The sequence below is a fragment of the Bradyrhizobium sp. ISRA464 genome (assembly GCF_029910095.1).
GTDB lineage: Bacteria > Pseudomonadota > Alphaproteobacteria > Rhizobiales > Xanthobacteraceae > Bradyrhizobium.
The window spans coordinates 3,720,224-3,741,303 of the sequence record NZ_CP094526.1 but is presented as its reverse complement, the minus strand read 5'-3'; the positions used below and the strand labels follow the sequence as shown (position 1 = coordinate 3,741,303).

Annotated in this window: 22 protein-coding genes; 8 read left to right on the top strand and 14 right to left on the bottom strand. The window is 63.8% G+C overall.

Going from position 1 to position 21,080, the window contains the following annotated elements; all coding sequences use genetic code 11:
• Positions 1-59: 59 nt before the first annotated feature.
• Positions 60-962 (bottom strand): transcriptional regulator GcvA, encoded by a 903-nt coding sequence (gene gcvA, locus MTX19_RS17525; protein ID WP_280984597.1) that lies wholly within the window; start codon positions 960-962, stop codon positions 60-62.
• A 202-nt stretch (positions 963-1,164) separates the two neighbouring features.
• Here gcvA and MTX19_RS17520 point away from each other — a divergent pair, with 202 nt between their 5' ends.
• From MTX19_RS17520 to MTX19_RS17505, 4 genes are all read left to right on the top strand, one after another.
• Complete coding sequence (locus MTX19_RS17520; RefSeq protein WP_280984596.1) at positions 1,165-1,671, top strand: PaaI family thioesterase; 507 nt, start codon at positions 1,165-1,167, stop codon at positions 1,669-1,671.
• Between the two features lie 11 nt (positions 1,672-1,682).
• Entirely contained in the window at positions 1,683-2,930 is a 1,248-nt protein-coding gene (locus tag MTX19_RS17515) for an MFS transporter (protein WP_280984595.1), read from the top strand.
• 79 nt (positions 2,931-3,009) lie between these two features.
• Complete coding sequence (locus tag MTX19_RS17510; protein WP_280984594.1) at positions 3,010-3,729, top strand: helix-turn-helix transcriptional regulator; 720 nt, start codon at positions 3,010-3,012, stop codon at positions 3,727-3,729.
• Positions 3,730-3,799: 70 nt separating this feature from the next.
• Complete coding sequence (locus MTX19_RS17505) at positions 3,800-4,561, top strand: sulfite exporter TauE/SafE family protein (protein ID WP_280984593.1); 762 nt, start codon at positions 3,800-3,802, stop codon at positions 4,559-4,561.
• A 44-nt stretch (positions 4,562-4,605) separates the two neighbouring features.
• Here the strand turns inward: MTX19_RS17505 and MTX19_RS17500 are convergent, their stop codons facing one another.
• The 7 genes from MTX19_RS17500 to gatC all read right to left on the bottom strand — a co-directional run bounded on the left by MTX19_RS17500 (position 4,606) and on the right by gatC (position 11,310).
• The gene (locus MTX19_RS17500) at positions 4,606-4,872 is read right to left on the bottom strand and encodes a hypothetical protein (protein WP_280984592.1); all 267 of its coding nucleotides are present in this window, start codon (positions 4,870-4,872) and stop codon (positions 4,606-4,608) included.
• A gap of 1,527 nt (positions 4,873-6,399) precedes the next feature.
• On the bottom strand, positions 6,400-7,887 hold the full coding sequence (gene gatB, locus MTX19_RS17495; RefSeq protein ID WP_280984590.1) for an Asp-tRNA(Asn)/Glu-tRNA(Gln) amidotransferase subunit GatB: 1,488 nt from the start codon (positions 7,885-7,887) through the stop codon (positions 6,400-6,402).
• A gap of 267 nt (positions 7,888-8,154) precedes the next feature.
• The gene (gene tnpA, locus MTX19_RS17490) at positions 8,155-8,619 is read right to left on the bottom strand and encodes an IS200/IS605 family transposase (RefSeq protein WP_280984622.1); all 465 of its coding nucleotides are present in this window, start codon (positions 8,617-8,619) and stop codon (positions 8,155-8,157) included.
• A 380-nt stretch (positions 8,620-8,999) separates the two neighbouring features.
• The gene (locus tag MTX19_RS17485) at positions 9,000-9,290 is read right to left on the bottom strand and encodes a hypothetical protein (RefSeq protein WP_280984589.1); all 291 of its coding nucleotides are present in this window, start codon (positions 9,288-9,290) and stop codon (positions 9,000-9,002) included.
• A 3-nt stretch (positions 9,291-9,293) separates the two neighbouring features.
• Positions 9,294-10,769 carry an Asp-tRNA(Asn)/Glu-tRNA(Gln) amidotransferase subunit GatA gene (gene gatA, locus MTX19_RS17480; protein WP_280984588.1) on the bottom strand — a complete coding sequence of 492 codons (1,476 nt, stop codon included), beginning with the start codon at positions 10,767-10,769 and terminating at the stop codon, positions 9,294-9,296.
• Positions 10,766-10,996 carry a hypothetical protein gene (locus tag MTX19_RS17475; protein WP_280984587.1) on the bottom strand — a complete coding sequence of 77 codons (231 nt, stop codon included), beginning with the start codon at positions 10,994-10,996 and terminating at the stop codon, positions 10,766-10,768. Before MTX19_RS17475 ends, gatA begins: the two co-directional genes overlap by 4 nt.
• A gap of 26 nt (positions 10,997-11,022) precedes the next feature.
• A complete protein-coding gene (gene gatC, locus MTX19_RS17470) occupies positions 11,023-11,310 on the bottom strand; it encodes an Asp-tRNA(Asn)/Glu-tRNA(Gln) amidotransferase subunit GatC (RefSeq protein ID WP_280977590.1) in 288 nt (95 codons plus the stop codon).
• Positions 11,311-11,679: 369 nt separating this feature from the next.
• Between gatC and MTX19_RS17465 the strand changes: the two genes are divergently transcribed.
• Positions 11,680-11,850 (top strand): hypothetical protein, encoded by a 171-nt coding sequence (locus tag MTX19_RS17465; protein ID WP_280984586.1) that lies wholly within the window; start codon positions 11,680-11,682, stop codon positions 11,848-11,850.
• Here the strand turns inward: MTX19_RS17465 and MTX19_RS17460 are convergent.
• Together MTX19_RS17460 and MTX19_RS17455 are read right to left on the bottom strand one after the other, a co-directional pair.
• Positions 11,841-12,920 (bottom strand): nitronate monooxygenase family protein, encoded by a 1,080-nt coding sequence (locus tag MTX19_RS17460; RefSeq protein WP_280984585.1) that lies wholly within the window; start codon positions 12,918-12,920, stop codon positions 11,841-11,843. The two genes, MTX19_RS17465 and MTX19_RS17460, sit on opposite strands and share 10 nt — an antisense overlap.
• A gap of 8 nt (positions 12,921-12,928) precedes the next feature.
• Positions 12,929-13,966 (bottom strand): nitronate monooxygenase, encoded by a 1,038-nt coding sequence (locus MTX19_RS17455; RefSeq protein WP_280984820.1) that lies wholly within the window; start codon positions 13,964-13,966, stop codon positions 12,929-12,931.
• Between the two features lie 81 nt (positions 13,967-14,047).
• Between MTX19_RS17455 and MTX19_RS17450 the strand changes: the two genes are divergently transcribed.
• From MTX19_RS17450 to MTX19_RS17440, 3 genes are all read left to right on the top strand, one after another.
• Entirely contained in the window at positions 14,048-14,938 is an 891-nt protein-coding gene (locus MTX19_RS17450) for a LysR family transcriptional regulator (protein ID WP_280984584.1), read from the top strand.
• Between the two features lie 85 nt (positions 14,939-15,023).
• Positions 15,024-15,506 (top strand): Holliday junction resolvase RuvX, encoded by a 483-nt coding sequence (gene ruvX / locus MTX19_RS17445; RefSeq protein WP_280984583.1) that lies wholly within the window; start codon positions 15,024-15,026, stop codon positions 15,504-15,506.
• Positions 15,507-15,508: 2 nt separating this feature from the next.
• The gene (locus MTX19_RS17440) at positions 15,509-16,435 is read left to right on the top strand and encodes an AEC family transporter (RefSeq protein WP_280984582.1); all 927 of its coding nucleotides are present in this window, start codon (positions 15,509-15,511) and stop codon (positions 16,433-16,435) included.
• Positions 16,436-16,442: 7 nt separating this feature from the next.
• Here MTX19_RS17440 and MTX19_RS17435 read toward each other — a convergent pair whose 3' ends face one another.
• The 4 genes from MTX19_RS17435 to MTX19_RS17420 all read right to left on the bottom strand — a co-directional run bounded on the left by MTX19_RS17435 (position 16,443) and on the right by MTX19_RS17420 (position 20,732).
• Complete coding sequence (locus tag MTX19_RS17435; protein ID WP_280977583.1) at positions 16,443-17,288, bottom strand: carbohydrate ABC transporter permease; 846 nt, start codon at positions 17,286-17,288, stop codon at positions 16,443-16,445.
• A 1-nt stretch (position 17,289) separates the two neighbouring features.
• Positions 17,290-18,219, bottom strand: a complete 930-nt coding sequence (locus MTX19_RS17430; RefSeq protein WP_280984819.1) for a sugar ABC transporter permease — start codon at positions 18,217-18,219, stop codon at positions 17,290-17,292.
• Positions 18,220-18,232: 13 nt separating this feature from the next.
• A complete protein-coding gene (locus tag MTX19_RS17425) occupies positions 18,233-19,255 on the bottom strand; it encodes an ABC transporter ATP-binding protein (protein ID WP_280984581.1) in 1,023 nt (340 codons plus the stop codon).
• A 130-nt stretch (positions 19,256-19,385) separates the two neighbouring features.
• Positions 19,386-20,732, bottom strand: a complete 1,347-nt coding sequence (locus MTX19_RS17420; RefSeq protein ID WP_280984580.1) for an extracellular solute-binding protein — start codon at positions 20,730-20,732, stop codon at positions 19,386-19,388.
• Positions 20,733-21,080 lie beyond the last annotated feature (348 nt).

Here is a 21,080-nt window from a genome sequence, read left to right as displayed (position 1 = left end):
AAGTTTCTGTTTTCCCCCGGAGGGATGGGCTTCCAGCCAGGAAAGGTGGACATCGATAGCTACTGCTCCGCGGCGGCCGATTGGGCGACTGGCCCCAATATCCATTCCCTGAACGCTGCGATCTTCGGGAGCCCCTGCTTGTTGTCCGGGCACACCAGGTAATAGGCGAACTCTTCCATCTGCGTCGTTTCCATCAACTGGATCAGTTCGCCGCTGCGGATCTCGTTCTCGACCATCGCCGCCGGCAGCAGACCCGCGCCTTGCCCTGACGTCACGGCCTTCAGAAGCAGGCTCGTGTCGTCGAATGACGGTCCGCGCGGCGCGCGCACCTCCCCGACGCCATTGGTTTGAAACCACAGGCTCCAGCCCTTGCGATCGGCGTCGTGCACCTGCGGCCAGCGCGCGAGATCGGCGGGTGATGTCGGCCGCCCAAGCCGCGCCACCAGCGAGGGCGCCGCGACCACCACCATCTCCACCGTCACCACACGGTCGCTGCGCAGCCCCGGATAGCGGCCGAGACCGTGGCGCACCGCGACGTCGACGCCGCTGCGCGAAAAATCCACCAGCGCGCTGCTGGTGACGATCTGCAGATCGATCTCGGGATGCGCGCGCTGAAACGACGCCATACGCGGCACGAGCCAGGCGGAGGCAAAGAACGGCGTCACGCTGACCGTGAGCGTACCGACGTCGTTTGACGCGGCGACGCGGCGCGACGCTTCGGCGATCTGGCGAAAGGCATTGCGGATCGACGGCAGATAGTCGCGCCCTGCATCGGTGAGATAGATGCCGCGCGGCACGCGTTCGAACAGGCGCACGCCGAGATGGGCCTCCAGCGTCTTGAGCATCTGGCTGACAGCGCCCGGCGTCACGCACAGCTCCTCGGCCGCGAGCTTCACCGAGAGGCGGCGCGCGGCGGCTTCAAACGCCTTGAGCGCATTCAGCGGCGGAACCTTCTGATCCATGCGTTAGATTTTCTAATCCAATTTAACCAGCAATTCTGGTTTGTGAGCCTCGGCTTCTCGCTACATACAAGCATAACTCGCGAGCCAAAACCGCGTCAACGCGGAGAGAGCTCCACGACAAAGCTTAGATTTTCTACCTCATACGCAATGCCTAAATCACCCGTTCCCGATGGGCATTTGCGTGGCTGATGGAGCGCCAGAAATGACCGATGCCCCCGACAAATTCGCCGTCCACGGTCCGAGCGGGAGTGACCGCGCGACTACGCTGGTCGAGCACATCAACGCGTCCCAGGCAGGCAGCTTGCCTGCCCTGCTGGAGTTTCAATGGGTCGAGGCGGAGAGAGGCCGCGTGCGCGGCCGCTTCAACGTCGCGAAGAAACACTTCTCACCGCATGGCCTCCTGCACGGCGCAACTATCGTCGCGCTGGCAGACTCCGCATGCGGCTTCGGCTGTCTCGCCTCCCTGCCAGAGGGCGCGACAGGCTTTGCCACCGGTGAGCTGAAGACGAATTTCATCGGCGCCGCGCGCGAAGGCATCGTGAGCTGCGAGGCGCGTCTCATCCATGCAGGGCGCACGACCCAGGTCTGGGATGCGGAGATCCGCAGCGAGGCGGCAGGAAAGGCTATCGCGCTGTTTCGCTGCACCCAGATGCTGCTCTATCCGCCCGCCGACGCTGTCGGCCGCATGGCGCCAACCCAGCAATCATGAGGAGCGCCGTCATGCATGCCGTGCAACCAAGAACAAGGCTGTTCTACGGCTGGTTCGTCGTGGCGGCCGCCTTCGTCGTGACGTTCGTCGGCTTCGGCAGCGCCTATACCTTCTCGTCTTTCGTGGAGTCGCTGCAACGCGATTTCGGCGCCTCGCGCGGCTCGGTGTCGCTGGTCTTCTCCTTCGCCGGCTTCCTGTATTTCGGTCTCGGCGTGATCTCCGGGCCGCTTGCCGACCGCTGGGGCGCACGCAAGCTCGCCGCGCCCGGCATGGCACTGGTCGGTCTCGGCCTCATGCTGGCGAGCCAGGCGCAGACGATCGTTCAGGTCTATGCCGCCTACAGCATCGGCATTGGCGCCGGCGTCGGCTGCGCCTATGTCCCGACGCTCGGCGCGGTGCAGCGCTGGTTCGTCAGGCGGCGCGGCTTCGCGTCGGGACTGGCGGTCAGCGGGATTGGTGTGGGCACGTTGGTGATGCCGCCGCTCGCGACCTGGCTGATCGCAAGTCTGGGTTGGCGGGACTCCTATCTGGTTCTGGGCGTCCTGGCCGCCATCACCGGCATCGGCTCATCGCTGCTGATCGCGGACGATCCGCGCCGGCATGGAACCGGACCGGACGGCGATCCGCTCGATTCCATGTCGAGCGCGCCGGTCCGCCAAGGCGTCTCGATCGGCGAGGCTGTGCGGACGCCCCGCTTCGCCGGCCTCTATGCGGCGTGCCTGATCAGCGCGTTCGGCGTGTTCGTCCCCTTCGTGCATCTGGTGCCCTTTGCCGTCGACCACCACGTGACGCCTGCGCTCGCCGTGCTGCTGCTCGGGATGATCGGTGTCGGCAGCACGGCCGGCCGCTTCTTCTTAGGGAGCATCGCCGATCGGATCGGCCGCGATACGTTCCTCATCGCGATGTATGTCGGAATGGCCGTTTCGCTGGCGATCTGGGCGATCGCACGCGGGTTCTGGTCGCTCACGATCTTCGCGCTGCTGTTCGGCGTGTTCTACGGCGGCTGGGTCGCGATCCTGCCCGCCGTCGTCACCGACCATTTCGGCGGCCGCAACGTCGGCGGCATCATCGGCATCCTCTACACCAGCGTCGCGATCGGGACGCTGCTGGGGCCGAGCGCGGCGGGCTTCGCGTTCGACGTCAGCCATAGCTACTTCATCCCGGTGGCGATCAGCGCAGCGGCCAACGTCGCCGCCGCCGTCATCGCGATGGCGACACTGCGAACCGCCTCGCCAATCGCTGCGGTGGCAGTGCCGTGAGGCTTCGCATAACGTCTCCGCGGCGTGGTGTGGTACGCTCGACCGCTCACCCGACGTGGTCCCCGGTCAGTGGTTCGCGATGACAGGCTCGGCCCCGGCCACGACATGGAATTACCGGCGCACGGACGTCGCCGGTATCGTTGAGCTCGCATCCTGGCGCGGTGCGGGCTCGCTTGGTCTCAGACCGCACTTCCATGACGAGACCCAGATCGTGCTCGTCCTATCGGGCTCTCGCGCCTTTCGCATCAACGGTGCGACGGTGACGGTGCCGGCGCGCCATGCGGCGATCATTCCAGCCGGCCTGCTGCATGCTCCGACGCCGACGTCGGACAAGGACACGGTTTGCCTGAACGCCTATGTTCCGGCCAGCCGCTCCCCGTCGACCGTTCTGGTCTCGCGTTTCGCGCAGCGCTGGCAAGACGCCGCCGACATATCTCCCGAACATATCCTGGAGATCGCGGACGAGGTGCTGTCCCACGAACGCGTTCGGGTCTCCGTGACAACAGACAAGGCGATGCTCGGTGAGCGCTTGACCGATAGCGTGGAGCGGATCGGCGACATCGCCGCAAGGCTTGGACGCAGCCGGGAAGGATTCACCCGCCTGGTGACGCGCGAGCTCGGCATCGCACCACATACGTTCCGGATGCTGGCCCGGCTGAACCTGGCCCGGCGATTGCTCAGGCAAGGCTGGCCGATCGCCGCGGTGGCAGCCGAGGCAGGTTTTTCGGATCAGAGCCACCTCACCCGGCGCTTCCGCCGAACGTTTGGCACGACGCCGGGCGGCTACTGGCGCGATTGATACGCGGTCACAGACGTTCCAGACGGACCTGCATGCGCCCAGCTATCCCTCACCCGACGGGGGGTGAAGGATGGATGGGCAGACAGGCGTGCTGCTGGTGACGGCCGGTGTCGCGGGAGGCTTGATCAACGCGCTGGCAGGCGGCGCGACGCTGATCACCTTTCCGGCGATGCTGGCTGCGGGTTTGCCGCCGGTCATCGCCAACGCATCGAACGCGGTTGCGATCTCGCCGGGGCATTTGATCGCGGCGCTCGCCGATCGCGGCAAGCTGCCGCCGCCCAGCCTGCGGGCGATGGTCTTCGTCATCGTCGCCCTGCTCGGCGGAACGGTTGGCGCCGTCGTCCTGCTGCTGCTTCCGGAACGGCTATTCGCGCTGCCGGTGCCGGCCCTGATCGCGTTTGCGACCTTGCTGTTCGCCGTCGCACCGCAAATCCAGCCCTGGAGCGTCCGGCGTCAGAAGGCCGCCCTGTCGTCGACAGGCTCGAGCAGTGCTGTCCTCGGACTGGCGTGCGTCTATGGAGGCTTCTTCGGCGCCGGCCTCGGCGTCATCCTGACCGCGGTGCTGTCGATCACCGAGCCGAACGATATCAGGGCGATAAAGGCGCTGAAGAACCTGCTTGCGGCCTGCGTCGCGTGCGCCGCCACCCTCATCTTCATCATGCAGGGAGCAGTGCGCTGGCCCGAGACCGGAGCGATGCTGGTCGGCGCGATGGTCGGCGGATATGCCGGCGGTCACCTGATCCGGATTCTTCCGGGCCACATCGTCAGGCAATTCGTGATCGTGGCCGGCGCGGTAATGACCGTGATCTATGCGGCCCGATATTGGCTTTAGGGTATCACGAGGGGGCCGATGGCCCCCGCATCAAGACCAATCCGTTAGTTCGTCGTCATCCAGGCGCGGGCTTCGCGCTGGGCGGTAGCGATCTCGACGTCGGACATCTGCTCGGCGACCTCGCGGCGCAGTGCGATAGCGTCGGTGCGCCCCTTGAGGGCCGCCAGGTTGAACCATTTGTGCGCTGCGACGAGATTGACCACGCCGGAGCGGCCGCTCGCCCAATACAGTCCGCGCTCGAACAGCACGTCCTGGATCGCAGTCGCCGCGACCGGAACGGCCGTGTCCTGATCGATGACCCCCTGAAACATTGTCGCAACTCCCCTTATTATTGTTGACCGCCCTCCCCCGAGCGCGGCCCCCGTCCACTGTCAAAACGCCCGTCTGTCTCCGCGCTGATCCCGCGGATCATGCGCTCGCCGTTTGCCGGCTTGTTGGGGTGATCATGGCCCATCAAGTTTGAAGAGCGGTTTAAGTATCGCGATGAACGGGATGTAAATTCGGGGCGCGCGCCGCGATCTGGGAAAGCGCAGAAGTGCCTGTGCCACAGGCACTTCTGCGCATTCGTGAACGCTGGTTTACCCTGGCTTTTCGGACAACGATAACCATTGCGGACAATGGCAGCACGCCACTGCATGCCGCGGCCATGGCCGCGCGTGATCGGTTTGGAGTTTGATGAGAGGCCGCCCAGGAACGGCCGACAGTTCATCGTCATGGATGCAGCTGGCGCGCGCACTCAGAAAACGCGAGGCGCCGCGGGCCGATGACGATCAGAGCTGGACTTTGGGGAAATAGGCCGCCAAGGCGCGGACTGCGCGGGCCGCCGGAACGAGGGGGTCGGCGAACACGTCAGGGCCAGATTTCACCTGGGCATTCCCGCCGGTGAAATTGCGGAACCAGAAGGGTTCCGCACCGAACGAAGAAATCTCTCGTTTCTTCTGCCGGACCGGTTTTGGAAAGCGAAGCTTCCCGAAATACGATCCAGCCGTTTGACCTGATGTCTCGCCGACACCCTCTTTCGTCAACCAGAGCCTCGCGTGGGATTTGCCTCTCAGCAGTCCGCCCGGTGGCTCTCGTGACGTGCCGGCATCAAGCTGCCGGCAATCCTCTCGAGGCGAAAGGCTTACTTCTTCTTCTTGGCGACCTTGCGGGTCTTCTTCGCAGTCTTCTTCACTGCGCTCTTCGCCTTCTTAGCCTTCTTAGCCTTCTTAGCCATGTTGCCCTCCAGTATGTGAGATGGCTCTTACTTCGCTGCGTGCACTCGGGAATCGAAATGCACTTCTTTCCGAATACACCAACAGGCCAAAAAAAACAGTGTCCCGCTTAAGGAAGTGTTGACGCAGCGATGGGCGTACGCGCAGCGCGCGTCATCGGTCAAATCGATGATGCGCAAGCGCGACGATGCAAGAAGTGCAGCAGCCGTCGACGTCGGCATTTGTCAATATCGCAGGAAACGCCCGTTTTGCAGGCACTTCTTGAATTCGCATTCACATGATCGAAGCGTGATCGTCGTCGCTTTGAGTCGCCGGCGATGTCGAAATGCGGCGCGTCGCGGCCTCCGAGTCGCAAACTTTGGCAACGAAAAAATTTTCTTGGGAAAGACGCTTTTCGCCTCGTTTGAGGTCGTGAAGGCCCGGTCCGAGGACGAATCGCGGCTCGGACGATTCGGGAGGACAGCCGTCATCGCGACGACGAATGGAGGGTGTGAGGCGCAATCACAGTGCAATCACGCGCCCGCGACGACGCCGAAAAGAGACGTTGCGAGAGCATGATCCGGAAGCGCGAGACCGCTTTCGGGAAGGATCATGCTCCGGAGACGACATCGTCGCGTCGTTGGCTCAGATGCCGAGCTTGGACTTGAGCAGGTCGTTCACCGCCTGCGGGTTCGCCTTGCCGCCGGACGACTTCATCACCTGACCGACGAACCAGCCGACCATTTGCGGCTTCGCCTTGGCTTGCGCGACCTTGTCCGGATTGGCCGCGATGATGTCGTCGACCACCTTCTCGATCGCGCCGAGGTCGGTGACCTGCTTCATGCCGCGCGTCTCGACAAGCTCCCGCGGATCGCCGCCTTCCTGCCAGACGATCTCGAACAAGTCCTTGGCGATCTTGCCGGAAATCGTCCCCTCACCGATCAAATCGACGATCGCGCCAAGCTGCGCAGCCGACACCGGCGACGATGCAATGTCGCGGCTCTCCTTGTTCAGTCGGCCGAACAGCTCGTTGATCACCCAGTTGGCGGCGAGCTTGCCGTCGCGTGTCTTGTCGGCGAGGCCGGACAGCACCGTCTCGTAGAAGTCGGCGCTCTCGCGCTCGGCGACCAGCACGCTCGCATCATAGGGCGACAGACCGAAGCCCGCAATAAACCGGATCTTCTTCTGGTCCGGCAGCTCCGGCAGATGCGCCTTGAGATCGTCGACGAAGGCCTGGGTGAACTCGAGCGGCAGCAGATCCGGATCCGGGAAGTAACGGTAATCGTGCGCCTCCTCCTTGGAGCGCATCGAGCGCGTCTCGCCCTTGTTGGGATCGAACAGGCGGGTCTCCTGGTCGATGCTGCCGCCGTCCTCGATGATCTCGATCTGGCGCCGCGCCTCGTACTCGATCGCCTGGCCGATGAAGTTGACCGAATTCATGTTCTTGATTTCACAGCGGGTGCCGAATGCGGTCTCGCCAAAGCGGCGCACCGACACGTTGACGTCGGCGCGCAGATTGCCCTTCTCCATGTCGCCGTCGCAGGTGCCGAGGTAGCGCAGGATCGAGCGCAGCTTGGTCACATAGGCCTTGGCCTGCTCGGCATCGCGGATGTCGGGCTTGGAGACGATCTCCATCAGCGCGACGCCGCAGCGGTTGAGGTCGACATAGGACATCGTCGGCGACTGATCGTGCAGCGACTTGCCGGCATCCTGCTCCAGATGCAGCCGCTCGATCCCGACGGTGACGCTGCGGCCGCCGTCGAGCTCAAGCAGCACCTCGCCCTCGCCCACGATCGGCGACTTGTACTGGCTGATCTGGTAGCCCTGCGGCGAGTCCGGATAGAAATAGTTCTTGCGGTCGAACACCGAGCGCAGGTTGATCTTCGCATTCAGCCCGAGACCGGTGCGCACCGCCTGGCGGACGCACTCCTCGTTGATGACAGGCAGCATACCCGGCATCGCGGCATCGACCAGCGAGACGTGGGAATTGGGATCTCCGCCGAACGCGGTCGATGCGCCCGAGAACAGCTTTGAGTTCGAGGTGACCTGGGCATGGATCTCCATGCCGATCACGACCTCCCAGTCGCCGGTCGCGCCTTTGATCAGTTTATGGGGTGCGGCAGATGCGGTCATGGATCTCGTTTTCCGGATAAAGTGATATCTGGGATGAATTGGGCTTCGCGCAACCGACCGCGGCAGTCAAGCCGCCTTACAGCCCGCGCGGGGGCATTTGTCCCTCATGGTGAGGAGCGCGGAACGCGCGTCTCGAACCATGAGGCCCATCTGTAGCCTACATCCTTCGAGACGCCCGCCTTGCGGGCTCCTCAGGATGAGGAGCCAATAACCTCCAGCAAAGCTGGAGGTTTGATTGGGAACCGCCAAAGGCGGTTTTAAGGGATGTTAGGACGATTGCTTGGATTTTGGGGCAGCTGAAATCTTTAGCTCAAACTGATCCAGTTGCTGGTCGGCCATTTCCTGATTCTTGATGTAGGCCCGGATCATTTCCTCATCGCGGCCGACGGTCGTGACAAAATATCCGCGTGCCCAGAATTTGTGGCCCAGGAAATTTCGCATCTTCCGTTCGACGTTCTGCGCGATCCAGATCGAACTCTTCCCCTTCATATACCCGATGATCTGCGCCACCGAATATTTCGGAGGTATCGATATCAGCATGTGGACATGATCCGGCATCAGGTGACCTTCCTCGATCCGGCACTCCTTCCGTCGTGCCAGATCGTGAAATACCTGGCCCAGATGTCGCTTGATCTTCCCGAACAGCAGCTTCTTGCGGTACTTCGGCGTAAACACGACGTGGTACTTGCACTCCCAAGTCGCGTGATTAAGATGATTGTACTCTGCTTCCATCATGGTCTCCTTGAGGGTTCTTGGCGGTTCCCCAAGGAGACTCCATGACTTCATTCCCGCAGCTGTAGAACTGCCGGTTTTCGCCCCGCCATAGGCGGGGGCTTAGCAGGCTTGGTTAGGGCGTTCGCCGAGTAAACGAGATCAGAGGCCGCGCCGGAACGATTGATACGCCGTGTTCGAGCGCAGGGCATCCGCCCCGCCCGCGATCAGCTAGGGATTAATGTCGCTGCACAGCGCGTCGAAGGACGTCTTGCCGAACACGAAGGGCGTGCGGTTATAGATGACAGAGCACGTTCCGGCGCGTCCGGCACAAAGACGCTGCTTCTGGACGCCCGCATGGCGGGCAAAACAGGGTTAACGATCGCGGTGCCTCGGCACCATCAATTGCGCTCGGCCAACAGCGCGGAGACGATCCGCTCCCACTCCGCCTCGAGCGTGTCCTTTGCGACCGGCTGGCTGGCGCGACGATACCAGTAGCCGGCATTGCCGAGATCGCCCTCGACCCGATGCAGATAGGCGTGCACCCAGGCCGAATTGGCATCGCTCTCGTCTTGCACGATCTTGTGCGCCCGATCCCAATCACCCTTGGCGGCCCACCACAGCGCGGCGAGCGGCGGCGACAGCGTCTTGTCCGGCGCAGCGTCAGCGAGACTGGCCCAGAAATCCGCCATCGCTCACCACCATTTCGCTGGCGTGAAGCGGCCCGCGACCTGCTCGATCACCTCGCCGAGCGAGAACAGCGTCTCCTCGTCGAACGGACGGCCGATCAACTGCAGGCCGAGCGGCAACCCTTGCGCGTCCTTGCCGGCAGGAACGGCGATGCCCGGCAGACCGGCCATGTTCACGGTCACGGTGAAGATGTCGTTGAGATACATCTCGACCGGATCGGCGCCGGCTTTCTCGCCGATCCCGAACGCCGCCGACGGCGTCGCCGGCGTGAGGATCGCGTTCACGCCCTTGGCGAAGCAGTCCTCGAAATCCTTCTTGATCAACGTGCGCACTTTTTGTGCGCGCAGATAATAGGCATCGTAATAGCCGGCCGACAGCACATAGGTGCCGATCAGCACGCGGCGGCGCACCTCCGCGCCAAAACCTTCGGCGCGGGTGCCCTCGTACATCTCGGTGATGCCGCGGCCAGGAACGCGCAGCCCGTAGCGCACGCCGTCATAGCGCGCGAGGTTCGACGAAGCTTCGGCTGGTGCCACGATGTAATAGGCCGGCAGCGCGTATTTGGTGTGCGGCAGCGACACCTCGACGAGTTCAGCGCCGGCCGCCTTCAGCCATTTGGCGCCTTCGCTCCAGAGCTTCTCGATCTCGTCCGGCATGCCGTCGAGGCGATACTCCTTCGGGATGCCGATCCTCATGCCCTTCACGGACTTGCCGATCGCGGCCTCGTAATCCGGCACGGCGACATCGACCGACGTGGTGTCCTTGGGATCGTGGCCCGCCATCGAGCGCATCAGGATCGCGGAGTCACGGACGCTGCGCGCGATCGGGCCGGCCTGGTCGAGCGAGGACGCGAACGCCACGATGCCCCAGCGCGAGCAGCGACCATAGGTCGGCTTGATGCCGACGGTTGCGGTGAATGCCGCCGGCTGCCGGATCGAGCCACCGGTGTCGGTCGCGGTCGCACCCATGCACAGCAATGCCGCCACCGCCGACGCCGAACCGCCGGACGAGCCGCCCGGCACCAGCGTGGTGTTGGAGCCGTCGCGCCGCCACGGATTGGTCACCGGGCCGAAGCAGGACGTCTCGTTCGACGAGCCCATTGCGAATTCGTCGTTGTTGAGCTTGCCGAGCAGCACCGCGCCGTCGCGCCAGAGTTGCGAGGTCACGGTCGACTCGTAGGGCGGCAGGAAATTGCCGAGGATCTTCGAGCACGCGGTGGTTCTGATATCGCGGGTCGCGAACAGATCCTTGATGCCGAGCGGAATGCCGGCGAGCGGACCGCCCTCACCCTTGGCGATCTTGTCGTCGGCGGCTTTCGCCATCTCGCGCGCGCGATCCGGCGTTTCCAGCACATAGGCATTGAGCACGCGCGCCGATTCCATCGCCGCCAGATGGGCGTCGGTGAGTTCGCGCGCGGTGAAAGACTTGTTCGCGAGGCCCTGGCGGGCCTCGGCGATCGTCAGCGATGTCAAATCGGTCATTTATTGATCGGGCTGCAAAAGAACGGAGACAGGGTCTTGTCGTTGGCGGGATCGTCTTGCCGGGCGTTGGCATTTTCCCTGGCGCGCGCCGCATCGAGCGCCTCGAGATGATCGAGCACGGCGTCCATCGCCTCATTTGGATCGGCGACCTTCCCCTTCCGCTCCATCGCATCGAGGAAGTCCATATAGGCCTTGTAGGCCTTCTCGTCGTCGCAGAGCAGACACATCGGACTGTCGTTCCCGAATTAGAGAGCTACTCGACCACCTTCGGCACTAGGAAGAAGTGGTTCATCGTGTCGGGCGCGTTCCTGACGATGGCATCGGCGATGTCGCCGTCATTGACCACGTCGGCACGCTTCTTCATCTCCATCGGCGTCACCGAGGTCATCGGCTCGACGCCGTCGACGTTCACTTCCGACAGCTGCTCGACAAAGGCCAGGATCGCGTTCAGCTCGCCCTGGAGATGGGGAACTTCGGCGTCGCTGACCGCGATCCGCGCCAGATGCGCGATGCGGCGGACGGTTGTGGCGTCAACGGACATTATATATGGCCTCGGGGCTGAAAGGTCAGCCCGCCGTATAGCAGAGCCCGGTTTTGCACCGCAACCGCGGCGGCGGACCGCTTGGGCGATAGCCACTACCCGGCGACCGCGCCGAACGTCCTGCCAAATCAGGCGCATTCAGGCAGCAACACCCCACGACGAAACCACTTTGTGCCCCCGACGAAGTCGTCCCGAAACACTCACGGCGCCTACTTCTCCCAAACGGAAGAATGTGGAGCGCGTCATGTCCATGCTCGGAAACACGCCCCGGCCGGAAGGCTGGGACCCGGCGCTTTGGTCGATCGGCACGGTGCTGGGTATCGCGATCCTCTACGTCGCTTGTCTCGTCTGAGTGAGGCGAGGACAGCCATGTCCCAGGCAAAGGTTCTGCAGGAAAAGGCCGAGATGTTCGAGCGTCGCGCCGAAAGCGCGACCGACCCGATCTCCCGGCAACATTACAAGGAAATGGCCGCGCATTATCGCGCACTCGCCGCGGAGCACCTCGAGATCCGCCGCGACGAGTCCGCGCATCAGGCCTGAGATAGCGCGCCCATTCGCGCCAGCGCAGCGCCCGCCAGCGCCCTGGTCAGCTCGGCGGCCGGCATTTCCTTGCCCATCCGTACCGCCTGCCCGGCCCACAGATTGGTGAAATCCACCTTGCCCTGCTTTTCGGCAGCCGCCTTCAGCGGCCCGAGCGCCGTCGCTGCATGCGGGAACGCCGGCGCATCGGATGAGATCGGGCCGACCTCGCGCATCACGCGGTTGGCGACGCCGCGCGCCGGCCGTCCGGTCATCACGTTGGTGATGACGGTCGATTCGTCACTCGCCTGCGCCAGCGCAACCCGCGCGGCCGGAATTAGCTTTGACTCCGGGCAGCGCAGATAGGCGGTACCGATCTGCACGCCGGACGCACCGAGCGCGAACGCCGCCGCGATGCCGCGTCCGTCGGCGATGCCGCCGGCCGCGATCACCGGCACTTTCACCGCATCGACCACCTGGGGCACCAACGCAAACGTGCCGGGCTGTTCGGCGATGTTGTCGGTCAGGAACATGCCGCGATGGCCGCCCGCATCCGCGCCTTGCGCGATGATCACATCGGCGCCGTTCTCTTCCAGCCAGATGGCCTCCTTCACGGTCGTGGCCGACGACATCACGATCGCGCCCGTCGCCTTCACACGCTGCAACAGCTTCGACTCCGGCAGGGCGAAATGAAAGCTCACGACCTCGGGCTTCAGCTCCTCGACCACCGCGCAGAACGCGGCGTCGAACGGCGCGCGGTTGGCCGCGTTGACCGGCGCGTTCGGATCAAGGCCATAGTCGCGATAGTAGGGCGCGAGCCGCTGTCGCCATGTGGCCTCGCGCGCGGGTTCGGCATCGACCGCCTTGTGGCAGAAGAAGTTCATGTTGACCGGCGCCTTGACGCGCTGGCGGATAATGTTGACCTGCTCGCGCGCTTTTTCCGCCGACAGCATCGCTGACGGCAGCGAGCCAAGCCCGCCGCCCTGCGCCACGGCGATCACCAGCTCGGCGTCCATGACGCCCGCCATCGGCGCCAGCACGATCGGGAATTCGGTCTTGAAGAGGTCGATGATACGATGATCTGGCCACATGGTGTGTCTCATTGCTCGGCTGATGGGTAAGTACCCTCTCCCCTTGTGGGAGAAGGAAGAGAGTTGCGCCGGCCCTGCAGGGACTGCTCGGCCTCGGCGACGATGCGCCCGACGATCTCGGCCGCTGGTGGAATATCATGGATCAGGCCCACGGACTCGCCGGCAAAGACGGCGGCGACATCAAAATTGCCGACGGCCTTCGCCTCGGCATATTCGGCGGCAATCTGGTCTGCGCGCTGCATCAGCTCGATCTCGCGGCCGGTCCAGCGCCGCAGATGATCGTTGGAAAGCGAGCGCGCGGTGAACGGCGAAGGCCACATCAGCTTGCGCGACCAGTCGAACACGACGCCACGCACGGTCTCGCCGCTCCTTGCGGCGCAAATCCGCTGCTTCGCCTCGTCGGCGCCGTCGGCTTCAATGCTGGCATAGAAGCGCGTTCCCATCAGCACGCCTGAAGCGCCGAGCATCAACATCGCCGCCAGCCCACGCCCGTCGGCAATCCCGCCGGCAGCGACAACCGGCACGCGCCCCGCTGCGAGATCGACGATCGCCGGCACGATATCGATCGTGGTGCGTGACGCGCCGTGCCCGCCGGCTTCCGTGCCCTGCGCGATCAGGATGTCGGCGCCGCAGTCGAGCGCCTGCCGCGCCATGTCCTCGGCCTGCATCTGGCAGATCAACAGCACGCCCGCCGCCTTGATGCTGGGCGCGAACGGCGCGGGATCGCCGAACGACAGCATGACGGCATGCGGCCGCGCCTCGAGCGCTATGTCGAGCAGCTCAGGTCGCTTCGCCAAACTCCAGGTGATGAAGCCGATGCCGAACGGGCGGGCAAAATCTTTCAGTTTCGCGGTCTCGCCCGCGAGCCGGTCCCGGTCGCCGTAACCGCCGCCCAGGATGCCGAAGCCACCGGCTTCACTCACCGCCCGGACGAGCCTGCTTCCGGAGATCGTGTCCATCGGCGCCAGCAGGACCGGATGTTGGATGCCCAGTCGCGCGGTCAGTTCGGTGCTGATCGGCATGCGCTTGCTCCCTGTTCTGGACAGGGAGCCTAAGCGGGCCTAACATTCTTGAAAAATGAATACGAGAGAACGCTGCCATCTCCAGAATGAAACGGAGCACCGCCAGTGGAACTGACCGATCTGCTCACCTTTTCTGCCGTCGCGCGGCTCGGCGGCATCACGCGCGCCGCCGAGGAGCTCAACACGGTGCAGTCCAACGTCACCCAGCGCATCAAGGCGCTGGAGGCCGAGATCGGCACCGCGCTGTTCGAACGGCACAGCCGCGGCATGACGCTGACCGGCGCCGGCCGCAGACTGTTGCCTTACGCCCAACGCATGGCGGCGCTGACGCGCGAAGCGGTGCTTGCCGCGCGCGACGATGGCGAGCCCAAGGGTCCGCTGTCGATCGGCTCGATGGAGACGACCGCCGCGGTGCGGCTGCCGACGCTGCTCGCTGAATTTCATCGCCGCTATCCGGCCGTGCGCCTGACGCTGCGCACCGGACCGACCGCCGATCTCGTGGCGGCCGTGCTCGACGGCACGCTCGACGGCGCCTTTGTCGCCGGCCCGATCGAGCACGCCGAGCTCACCTCGACGGCCGCCTTTAGGGAGGAACTGGTTCTCGTCACCGCGCCGCGCTGGAAGTCGCTGGCCGCATTGCGTGCCGGCACAGCGGAATCCGGGCCGACGGCGCTCGTGTTCCGCACCGGCTGCACCTACCGGCAACGCCTCGAACAGGTCTTCACCGAGTTCGGCTGGCCGTCGGCCGCGCGCTTCGAACTCGGCACGCTTGACGGCATGGTCGGCTGTGTCGCCGCCGACATGGGCGTGACCCTGCTGCCGCGCGCCGTCGTCGAACGCGATCACGTCCGTCGCGAGGTCAGTATCCACAAGCTCGACCCGCGGCACGCCGGCGTCGACACGCTGTTCATCCATCGCCGCACCACGCATCAATACAGCGCACTGCAGGGACTGGTCGCCTGCCTTGCCGGCGACGATCGCGTGATCGCCGCATGACGACCTCAGGCGTGGCGTTTTCGCATGGACACCACGCCGTGATCGGGCTTTGCCTCACCGCGCGGGCGCATGCTATGCGCAGGCCATGCCCGCCCCTATCCTTCCTCTGATCGATACAGCACCGCACTGGCCCGAGCGCGGCGCGCTGATCGGCCTCGACCTCGGCACCAAGACCATCGGCGTTGCCGTCTCCGATCCGGACCGGCGGCTCGCGACCGGTGTCGAGACCGTCAAGCGCAAGGCCTTCAAGGCGGACGCGGCGCGGCTGCTCACGATCGCAGCCGAGCGCAACGCGGTTGGTTTCGTACTGGGTTTGCCGATCAACATGGACGGCAGCGAAGGCCCGCGCGCGCAATCGACCCGGGCCTTTGCCCGCAACCTCGCAGGGCTTACTCCGCTTGCCATTGCGTTGTGGGACGAGCGGCTCTCGACTGCGGCGGTCGAGCGCGAGCTGATCGGGATGGATGTCAGCCGTAGCCGACGCGCCGAGGTGATCGACGAACACGCCGCGATCTTCATCCTGCAGGGCGCGCTGGACCGGCTCGCGAAGCTGCGCGCGGATCGCTGACCATGGCCGTGGTGATTGCGGCGCTGTTGCCGGTGTTCCTGCTGATCGTGCTCGGCTTCGTCCTGAGGCGCACGCTGATGCGAATAGACACGCAGTGGCACGGGCTGGAGCGGCTGACCTATTACGTGCTGTTCCCGGTGCTGCTGGTGCAGACCCTGGTGAAGGCGGATCTGACAAAAGTGCCGATCGCGGGTGTCGGCGGCGCGCTGTTGCTGTCGGCGCTCGCGATGTCGCTGCTGTGCCTTGTGCTGCGCTCCCCGCTCGCCCGCGCCGGCGTCGACGGTCCGGCCTTCACCTCGATCTTCCAGGGCGCGATCCGCTGGCAGACCTATGTCGCGCTGTCGGTGTCAGGCAATCTCTTTGGAAGCGTCGGGCTCGCGCTCGCATCCGTCGCGATGGTCGCGATCATCCCGCTGGTCAACGTCTTCAGCGTCGCCGTGCTGGCGCGCTATGCCGCGCCGCAGAAGCAGTCGACCGGCGCGATCGTGATGACGGTCGTGAAGAATCCGCTGATCTGGGCCTGCGTCATCGGTCTCGCCATCAACGTGGCGCACATCCCGCTGCCGAAGATCTGGCACGAGGTTGCCAATGCGCTTGGTGGCTCGTCGCTTGCGATCGGCCTGCTCGTGACCGGGGCGGGATTGCATTTGGAAGGCATGTTCCGCCCCAGCCTCGCCGCGAGTGTCGCGCTGGTCCTGAAGCTGGTGCTGATGCCTCTCCTCGCCGTCGCGCTCGCGCTGTGGTTCGGCCTCAGCGGATCCAGCCTTGCGATCGTCGCCGCTTGTGCCGCGGTGCCGACTTCCCCCTCCGCCTATGTGATGGCCCGCCAGATGGGCGGCGACGCGCCGCTGCTCGCCCAGATCATCACGCTGCAAACGATCCTGGCCGCGATCACGATGCCGATCGCGATTGCTGCGGTCGGGCTCTAGCGCGCAGCTATTTGACCGCACCGCCGGTAATGCCGGTGATGAAGCGATCGAGAAGGAGGTTGTAGGCAATCGCCACCGGGACACTGGCAATCAATGCGCCGGCCATGATCTCGCCCCAGAAGAAGATATCGCCTCGAACAAGGTCAGTCGCCACACCAAGCGTGATCGGCTTCTGCGCGGACGAGGAAATAAAGGTCAGCGCGTATACGAACTCCTGCAACGTCAAGGTGAACGTGAAGATCACGGTCGTCAGAATCGCCGGCAACGACAATGGGATCACCATCCTGACAAAAGCGCCGAACATGCTGCAGCCGTCGACGATCGCCGCTTCCTCGATCTCGGGCGGCAACGCCTTGAAGAACCCCATCAACAGCCACGTACAAAATGGAATTGTGAAGGTTGGGTAGACCAGCACGAGCGACCACATCGAATTCTGCAGTCCGAGGTTGGCGATGATCCGCGAGAGTGGCAGGAACAACAGGGTTGGCGGCACCAGGTAGGTCAGGAAGATGCCGATCCCCAGCGCTTCACCGTTTCTCCCCGTCAACCGTGCCAGGCTGTATCCGGCGGGCAATGCCACAATCAACGTGATCGCGACTACGCAGAGCCCGATCACCAGCGAGTTCAACAGCCAACGCGCGAACAGCGTCTGCTCGAACAGGTAGCGGAAATGTTCGAGCGTGGGCGCCTCGTTGAACCAGAACGGAACGTTGGTGACATCGTACAGGTCTGGATTGCTCTTGAACGAGGTGATCAGCATCCAATAGAACGGGAAAGTGGTCACGACGACGAAGAAGGCAATTGCGAGATAGAACCCGACCTGACCAGCCACGTTGGTGACGACGCGTTGCATCTCAGACCTCCCTCCGCCGGATGAATCGCAACACGACGATGACCACGATGAGCAGGACCGGCAGCATGAACAGCGAGATGGCGGCACCGTGCGATACGTCGCCGGAAACGATGCCGACCTGGAACCCCCGAAAGCCCAGAACCGAGGTTGCATTGACGGGGCCGCCATTGGTCAGCAGGTAGACGATGGAAAGGTCGGTAAAGGTGAACACGATGCCGAAGATCAAGCCGACGGCGACGATCGGGAGGATCAACGGCAGCACGATCTGGTAGTTGCGCCGCCAGAAGCCGGCGCCGTCGACGGTCGCCGCGTCGATGATATCCTGCGGGACCGAAGTGATGCCCGCGAGGAAGATGACGATCGCAAAGGGAAAGAAGCGCCATGCGTTGACAATGATCACGCAGAGCATTGCCAGATGAGGGTTGCCGAGCCAGTTCGGCGCGTCCGAGCGGTTGATGATGCCCAGCGCGATCATCGACCAGTTGATGACGCTGTAGAGGGAATCAAACATCCACTCCCAGGCGACGGAGGCCAGCGCGATCGGCACGGCCCAGGGCAATATGATCAACGCCCTGACGATCTTGCGACCGGCGAACGGCCGCATCAGCAAGAACGCACCGAACTTGCCAAGGATCAGTCCCAGGAGCTGCGATCCAAACGTGAAGAGAAACGTGTTGCCCAGCGTCTCGAGAAACACCGGGTTCTTTACAATCTGCGCGAAATTTGCCAGCCCCACGAAGCGCCACGACGGATCGTAGATCGTATAGGCGCTGACCGAGTAATACACTGCCAGCAGAAACGGCCCTCCGACCAGCAGCAGGACATAAAGGATCGCGGGCGCGACGAAGACGGCGCCGAGCGTTCCGCGCCTGTCCAGAATGTAGCGGAAGCGCGAGCCTGGTTTGGTGACTGGTTCAGCAATGGTAACCATTATACGACCTGGTTTAATGTCGACCGGTCCGCTTGCCGTCCTGGTCAAAATAGCGCAGGTCGCGGTTGTGCACGGCGAACAGGTGCCGCTCGCCGGGTCGGACGCTTTCTTCTGCGATGTGGGCCGGCAACTTCGCCGTAATAAGCTGAGGCGAATCGAAGCCTTCAATCGCGCCGTAAACGATCCGTTCGGAGCCGAGATACTCGTAGCGATCGACGCGGAACCAAAATTCTGTGACCGTACCGTCCCTCATCATTTCCATGGGGAGAAAATTCTCCGGACGGAAGCCGAGATACGCCCCATTGTGGGTGAGCAGGTTCATGGGCGGCGCGCCGACAAAGGTCGCGACAAATCGATCGGCGGGCTCGTCGTAGATCTCTGCCGGCGTTCCCACTTGCCGAACCTTCCCATGATCGACAACGGCGATGCGATCGCCCATGGCCATCGCCTCGACCTGATCGTGGGTGACATAGATGGTGGTGACGCCGACCCGCCGCTGGAACTGCTTGATCTCCTGGCGGGCTGAAGCCCGCAATTTGGCGTCGAGGTTTGACAGCGGTTCGTCGAGCAGGAGCGCGGTCGGCTCGCGCACCAGCGCACGCGCAAGCGCAACACGCTGTCGTTCGCCGCCGGACAGCTGACGCGGCGTCCGGTCGAGCAGATGCTCGATCCCGAGAAGGCGCGATGCCCAATTGACCTTCTTTTCGATCTCGGTGCGGGGCACGCGCTGGGTTCGGAGCGGAAAGGCGATGTTCTTGCGCACCGTATAGTGCGGATAGAGGCCGTAGCTCTGAAACATCATCGCCACGCCGCGGGCCCGCGGCGGAACGTCGTTGACGACATTGCCGCCGATGACGAGATCGCCGCTCGTCTGCCTCTCGAGCCCGCAGATGATGCGCAGGAAGGTCGTCTTTCCGCAGCCCGAGGGTCCGAGCAGGACCACGAACTCGCCGTCCGGTACCGTCAGCGAAATGCCGTTGACCGCGAGAACTTCATCAAACCTTTTGACGATGTTCCGCGCAGATACCGTAGCCATTGGTCATCCTAGCAGCGTTGATCTTTCGCTCCGCCGATCGCTTGGCGGCGCGTGGTTCCTGTCTGCCCTTCTGCTTCCAGTCTGCGCCGTGGCCTGCGTACGAACCCAGGCCTGGGCGCGGGCAATCGCTTCACGTCTTTTGTTGCCACTTGGTGAGGATGGCCTCGCACTGTTGCGCAGCCCATTTGACCGAGTCTTCAGCCGTCATCGCGCCCGTTGCCGCCTTCGCCATCATGTCGCAGATGATGAAGTCGTTGTAGACCTCGTCGGTCGCGGGCGTTGCCGGCCCGGGATAGCCGGGAACGGCGGACCACTCGTCTGAGGTCTGCAGCGCGGCCAACTTGTCGCGCGGTGTCGAGGTTGGATCATCCGACAGCAGCGGCATCGGTTTTGGCACGATATTGGCAAAGATCGGGTTGTTGTACCCCGAACTCGCCTTGAACGCCTCGATCCAGTGGTCGGCGTAGTATTTGAGAAACTCGATCGCCGCCTCCTGGTTCTTGCCGAACTTCCAGATTCCGTAGAATTCCGAAGCGCCGCCCATCAACCGACGCACCGGACCCTTGGGGGGCTCCATCACGAAGATATCGTCGGCCACTTTCTTGTTGAGTTGCTGGGCCGTCCGATAGGCCGAGATCGGGTTGATGATCAGCGAGCTGACGCCCGAGTCGATGTACTGGTTGTTGCTGGCGTCGCTCCACGACAGGACGTCCGACGTCATCGCCTCCTTGTAGAGGGCGGCGGCGAACTTGACCGCCTCGACCGACCCCTTGCTGTCGAGAACGACATGCTTGCCGGCCTCGTCCTGGACGGCGCCGCCATAACTCCACAGCACGCCTCGCCACGTCGTGTTCGGATCGTTTGAGTGACCGAGCGAAATCCCGACCGGGTGACCTTTCTGCTTCAGCTTCGCGCCGCCGATCCGGACATCGTCCCACGTCTCGGGCTTCATGCCGATCCCGTCCCACAGGCTCTTGCGGTACATGACCGGGAAATTGATGTAATAGTCCGGAAACGCGGACCAGGTGTGGTCGTCCTGGTTGTAACCGATCTGCCGCCCGATCACGGTGATCTTGCCGTACTTCTTCTCGACCGACTCGACCAGGCTGGTAACGTCGACCAGGAACTTGCGGTAGAGATGCGCCCCGCCCGCGCCGTTCCATCCGAACAGATCGTGCCCGGATCCGGCCGATGCTTCGGCGGCCGCGCGCGCGGCGACGTCCTGCACCGGAATGTGGTCGACCGTGACCTCGATGTGGTTCTTCTCGCCCCAATCCTTTGCGAATTTGTCGAACCATGTGTCGTAGGCCGGAACGAAGTGACTCCATTGCACGATCGTCAGCGTCTTGGTGTCGGCCATGGCGCGGGATGCAAAGGGCGCGGACAGCACCGGAGACGCACCGGCGGCGGCTAGAGCGAGGCTGGTGTCCCGCAAGAACCGGCGCCGGGTGATGGATGAAGGTCTGGCTGTACTCATCTGGGCTCCTCCCGGTTGTTTGCCGATTGTCCGGCAGCGGTTGGATGAGGCGCGCCCCACTCGATGAAATGTCTGCCTCGTCGTGTGTGAACCACCAACGAGAAGTTCCAACGAGAAGTTCCATGCGACTTTCGGACAAGCCTTGGTCGCGTTTTCCCCTCCCGCGGTTGCTGCACGCCCCCGGCAAACCACCCCGCGGCTTACTGCCGCCGCGGTGCGCGGCTGAGTTCGTTGCCGCCGGAGATCTTCGGGCGAATTGATCGTCGACGGGCTCGCGACGCCAGGGTGATTTGAGCCTTTCGGTCCCCGGCCGGCTCCGACCCGCTTACGCCCGCGTAACACCCGCTT

What these genes read in the sequence shown, in the direction of transcription:
- MTX19_RS17520 (WP_280984596.1), top strand. Translation starts at nt 1,165, where the DNA reads ATGACCGATGCCCCCGACAAATTCGCCGTCCACGGTCCGAGCGGGAGT.
- MTX19_RS17515 (WP_280984595.1), top strand. Translation starts at nt 1,683, where the DNA reads ATGCATGCCGTGCAACCAAGAACAAGGCTGTTCTACGGCTGGTTCGTC.
- MTX19_RS17420 (WP_280984580.1), bottom strand. Translation starts at nt 20,732, where the DNA reads ATGAGTACAGCCAGACCTTCATCCATCACCCGGCGCCGGTTCTTGCGG.
- gatA (WP_280984588.1), bottom strand. Translation starts at nt 10,769, where the DNA reads ATGACCGATTTGACATCGCTGACGATCGCCGAGGCCCGCCAGGGCCTC.
- tnpA (WP_280984622.1), bottom strand. Translation starts at nt 8,619, where the DNA reads ATGGAAGCAGAGTACAATCATCTTAATCACGCGACTTGGGAGTGCAAG.
- MTX19_RS17465 (WP_280984586.1), top strand. Translation starts at nt 11,680, where the DNA reads ATGTCCCAGGCAAAGGTTCTGCAGGAAAAGGCCGAGATGTTCGAGCGT.
- MTX19_RS17500 (WP_280984592.1), bottom strand. Translation starts at nt 4,872, where the DNA reads ATGTTTCAGGGGGTCATCGATCAGGACACGGCCGTTCCGGTCGCGGCG.
- gatC (WP_280977590.1), bottom strand. Translation starts at nt 11,310, where the DNA reads ATGTCCGTTGACGCCACAACCGTCCGCCGCATCGCGCATCTGGCGCGG.
- MTX19_RS17475 (WP_280984587.1), bottom strand. Translation starts at nt 10,996, where the DNA reads ATGTGTCTGCTCTGCGACGACGAGAAGGCCTACAAGGCCTATATGGAC.
- gcvA (WP_280984597.1), bottom strand. Translation starts at nt 962, where the DNA reads ATGGATCAGAAGGTTCCGCCGCTGAATGCGCTCAAGGCGTTTGAAGCC.
- MTX19_RS17460 (WP_280984585.1), bottom strand. Translation starts at nt 12,920, where the DNA reads ATGTGGCCAGATCATCGTATCATCGACCTCTTCAAGACCGAATTCCCG.
- MTX19_RS17435 (WP_280977583.1), bottom strand. Translation starts at nt 17,288, where the DNA reads ATGCAACGCGTCGTCACCAACGTGGCTGGTCAGGTCGGGTTCTATCTC.
- MTX19_RS17485 (WP_280984589.1), bottom strand. Translation starts at nt 9,290, where the DNA reads ATGGCGGATTTCTGGGCCAGTCTCGCTGACGCTGCGCCGGACAAGACG.
- MTX19_RS17430 (WP_280984819.1), bottom strand. Translation starts at nt 18,219, where the DNA reads ATGGTTACCATTGCTGAACCAGTCACCAAACCAGGCTCGCGCTTCCGC.
- MTX19_RS17425 (WP_280984581.1), bottom strand. Translation starts at nt 19,255, where the DNA reads ATGGCTACGGTATCTGCGCGGAACATCGTCAAAAGGTTTGATGAAGTT.
- MTX19_RS17440 (WP_280984582.1), top strand. Translation starts at nt 15,509, where the DNA reads ATGGCCGTGGTGATTGCGGCGCTGTTGCCGGTGTTCCTGCTGATCGTG.
- gatB (WP_280984590.1), bottom strand. Translation starts at nt 7,887, where the DNA reads ATGACCGCATCTGCCGCACCCCATAAACTGATCAAAGGCGCGACCGGC.
- ruvX (WP_280984583.1), top strand. Translation starts at nt 15,024, where the DNA reads ATGCCCGCCCCTATCCTTCCTCTGATCGATACAGCACCGCACTGGCCC.
- MTX19_RS17510 (WP_280984594.1), top strand. Translation starts at nt 3,010, where the DNA reads ATGACAGGCTCGGCCCCGGCCACGACATGGAATTACCGGCGCACGGAC.
- MTX19_RS17505 (WP_280984593.1), top strand. Translation starts at nt 3,800, where the DNA reads ATGGATGGGCAGACAGGCGTGCTGCTGGTGACGGCCGGTGTCGCGGGA.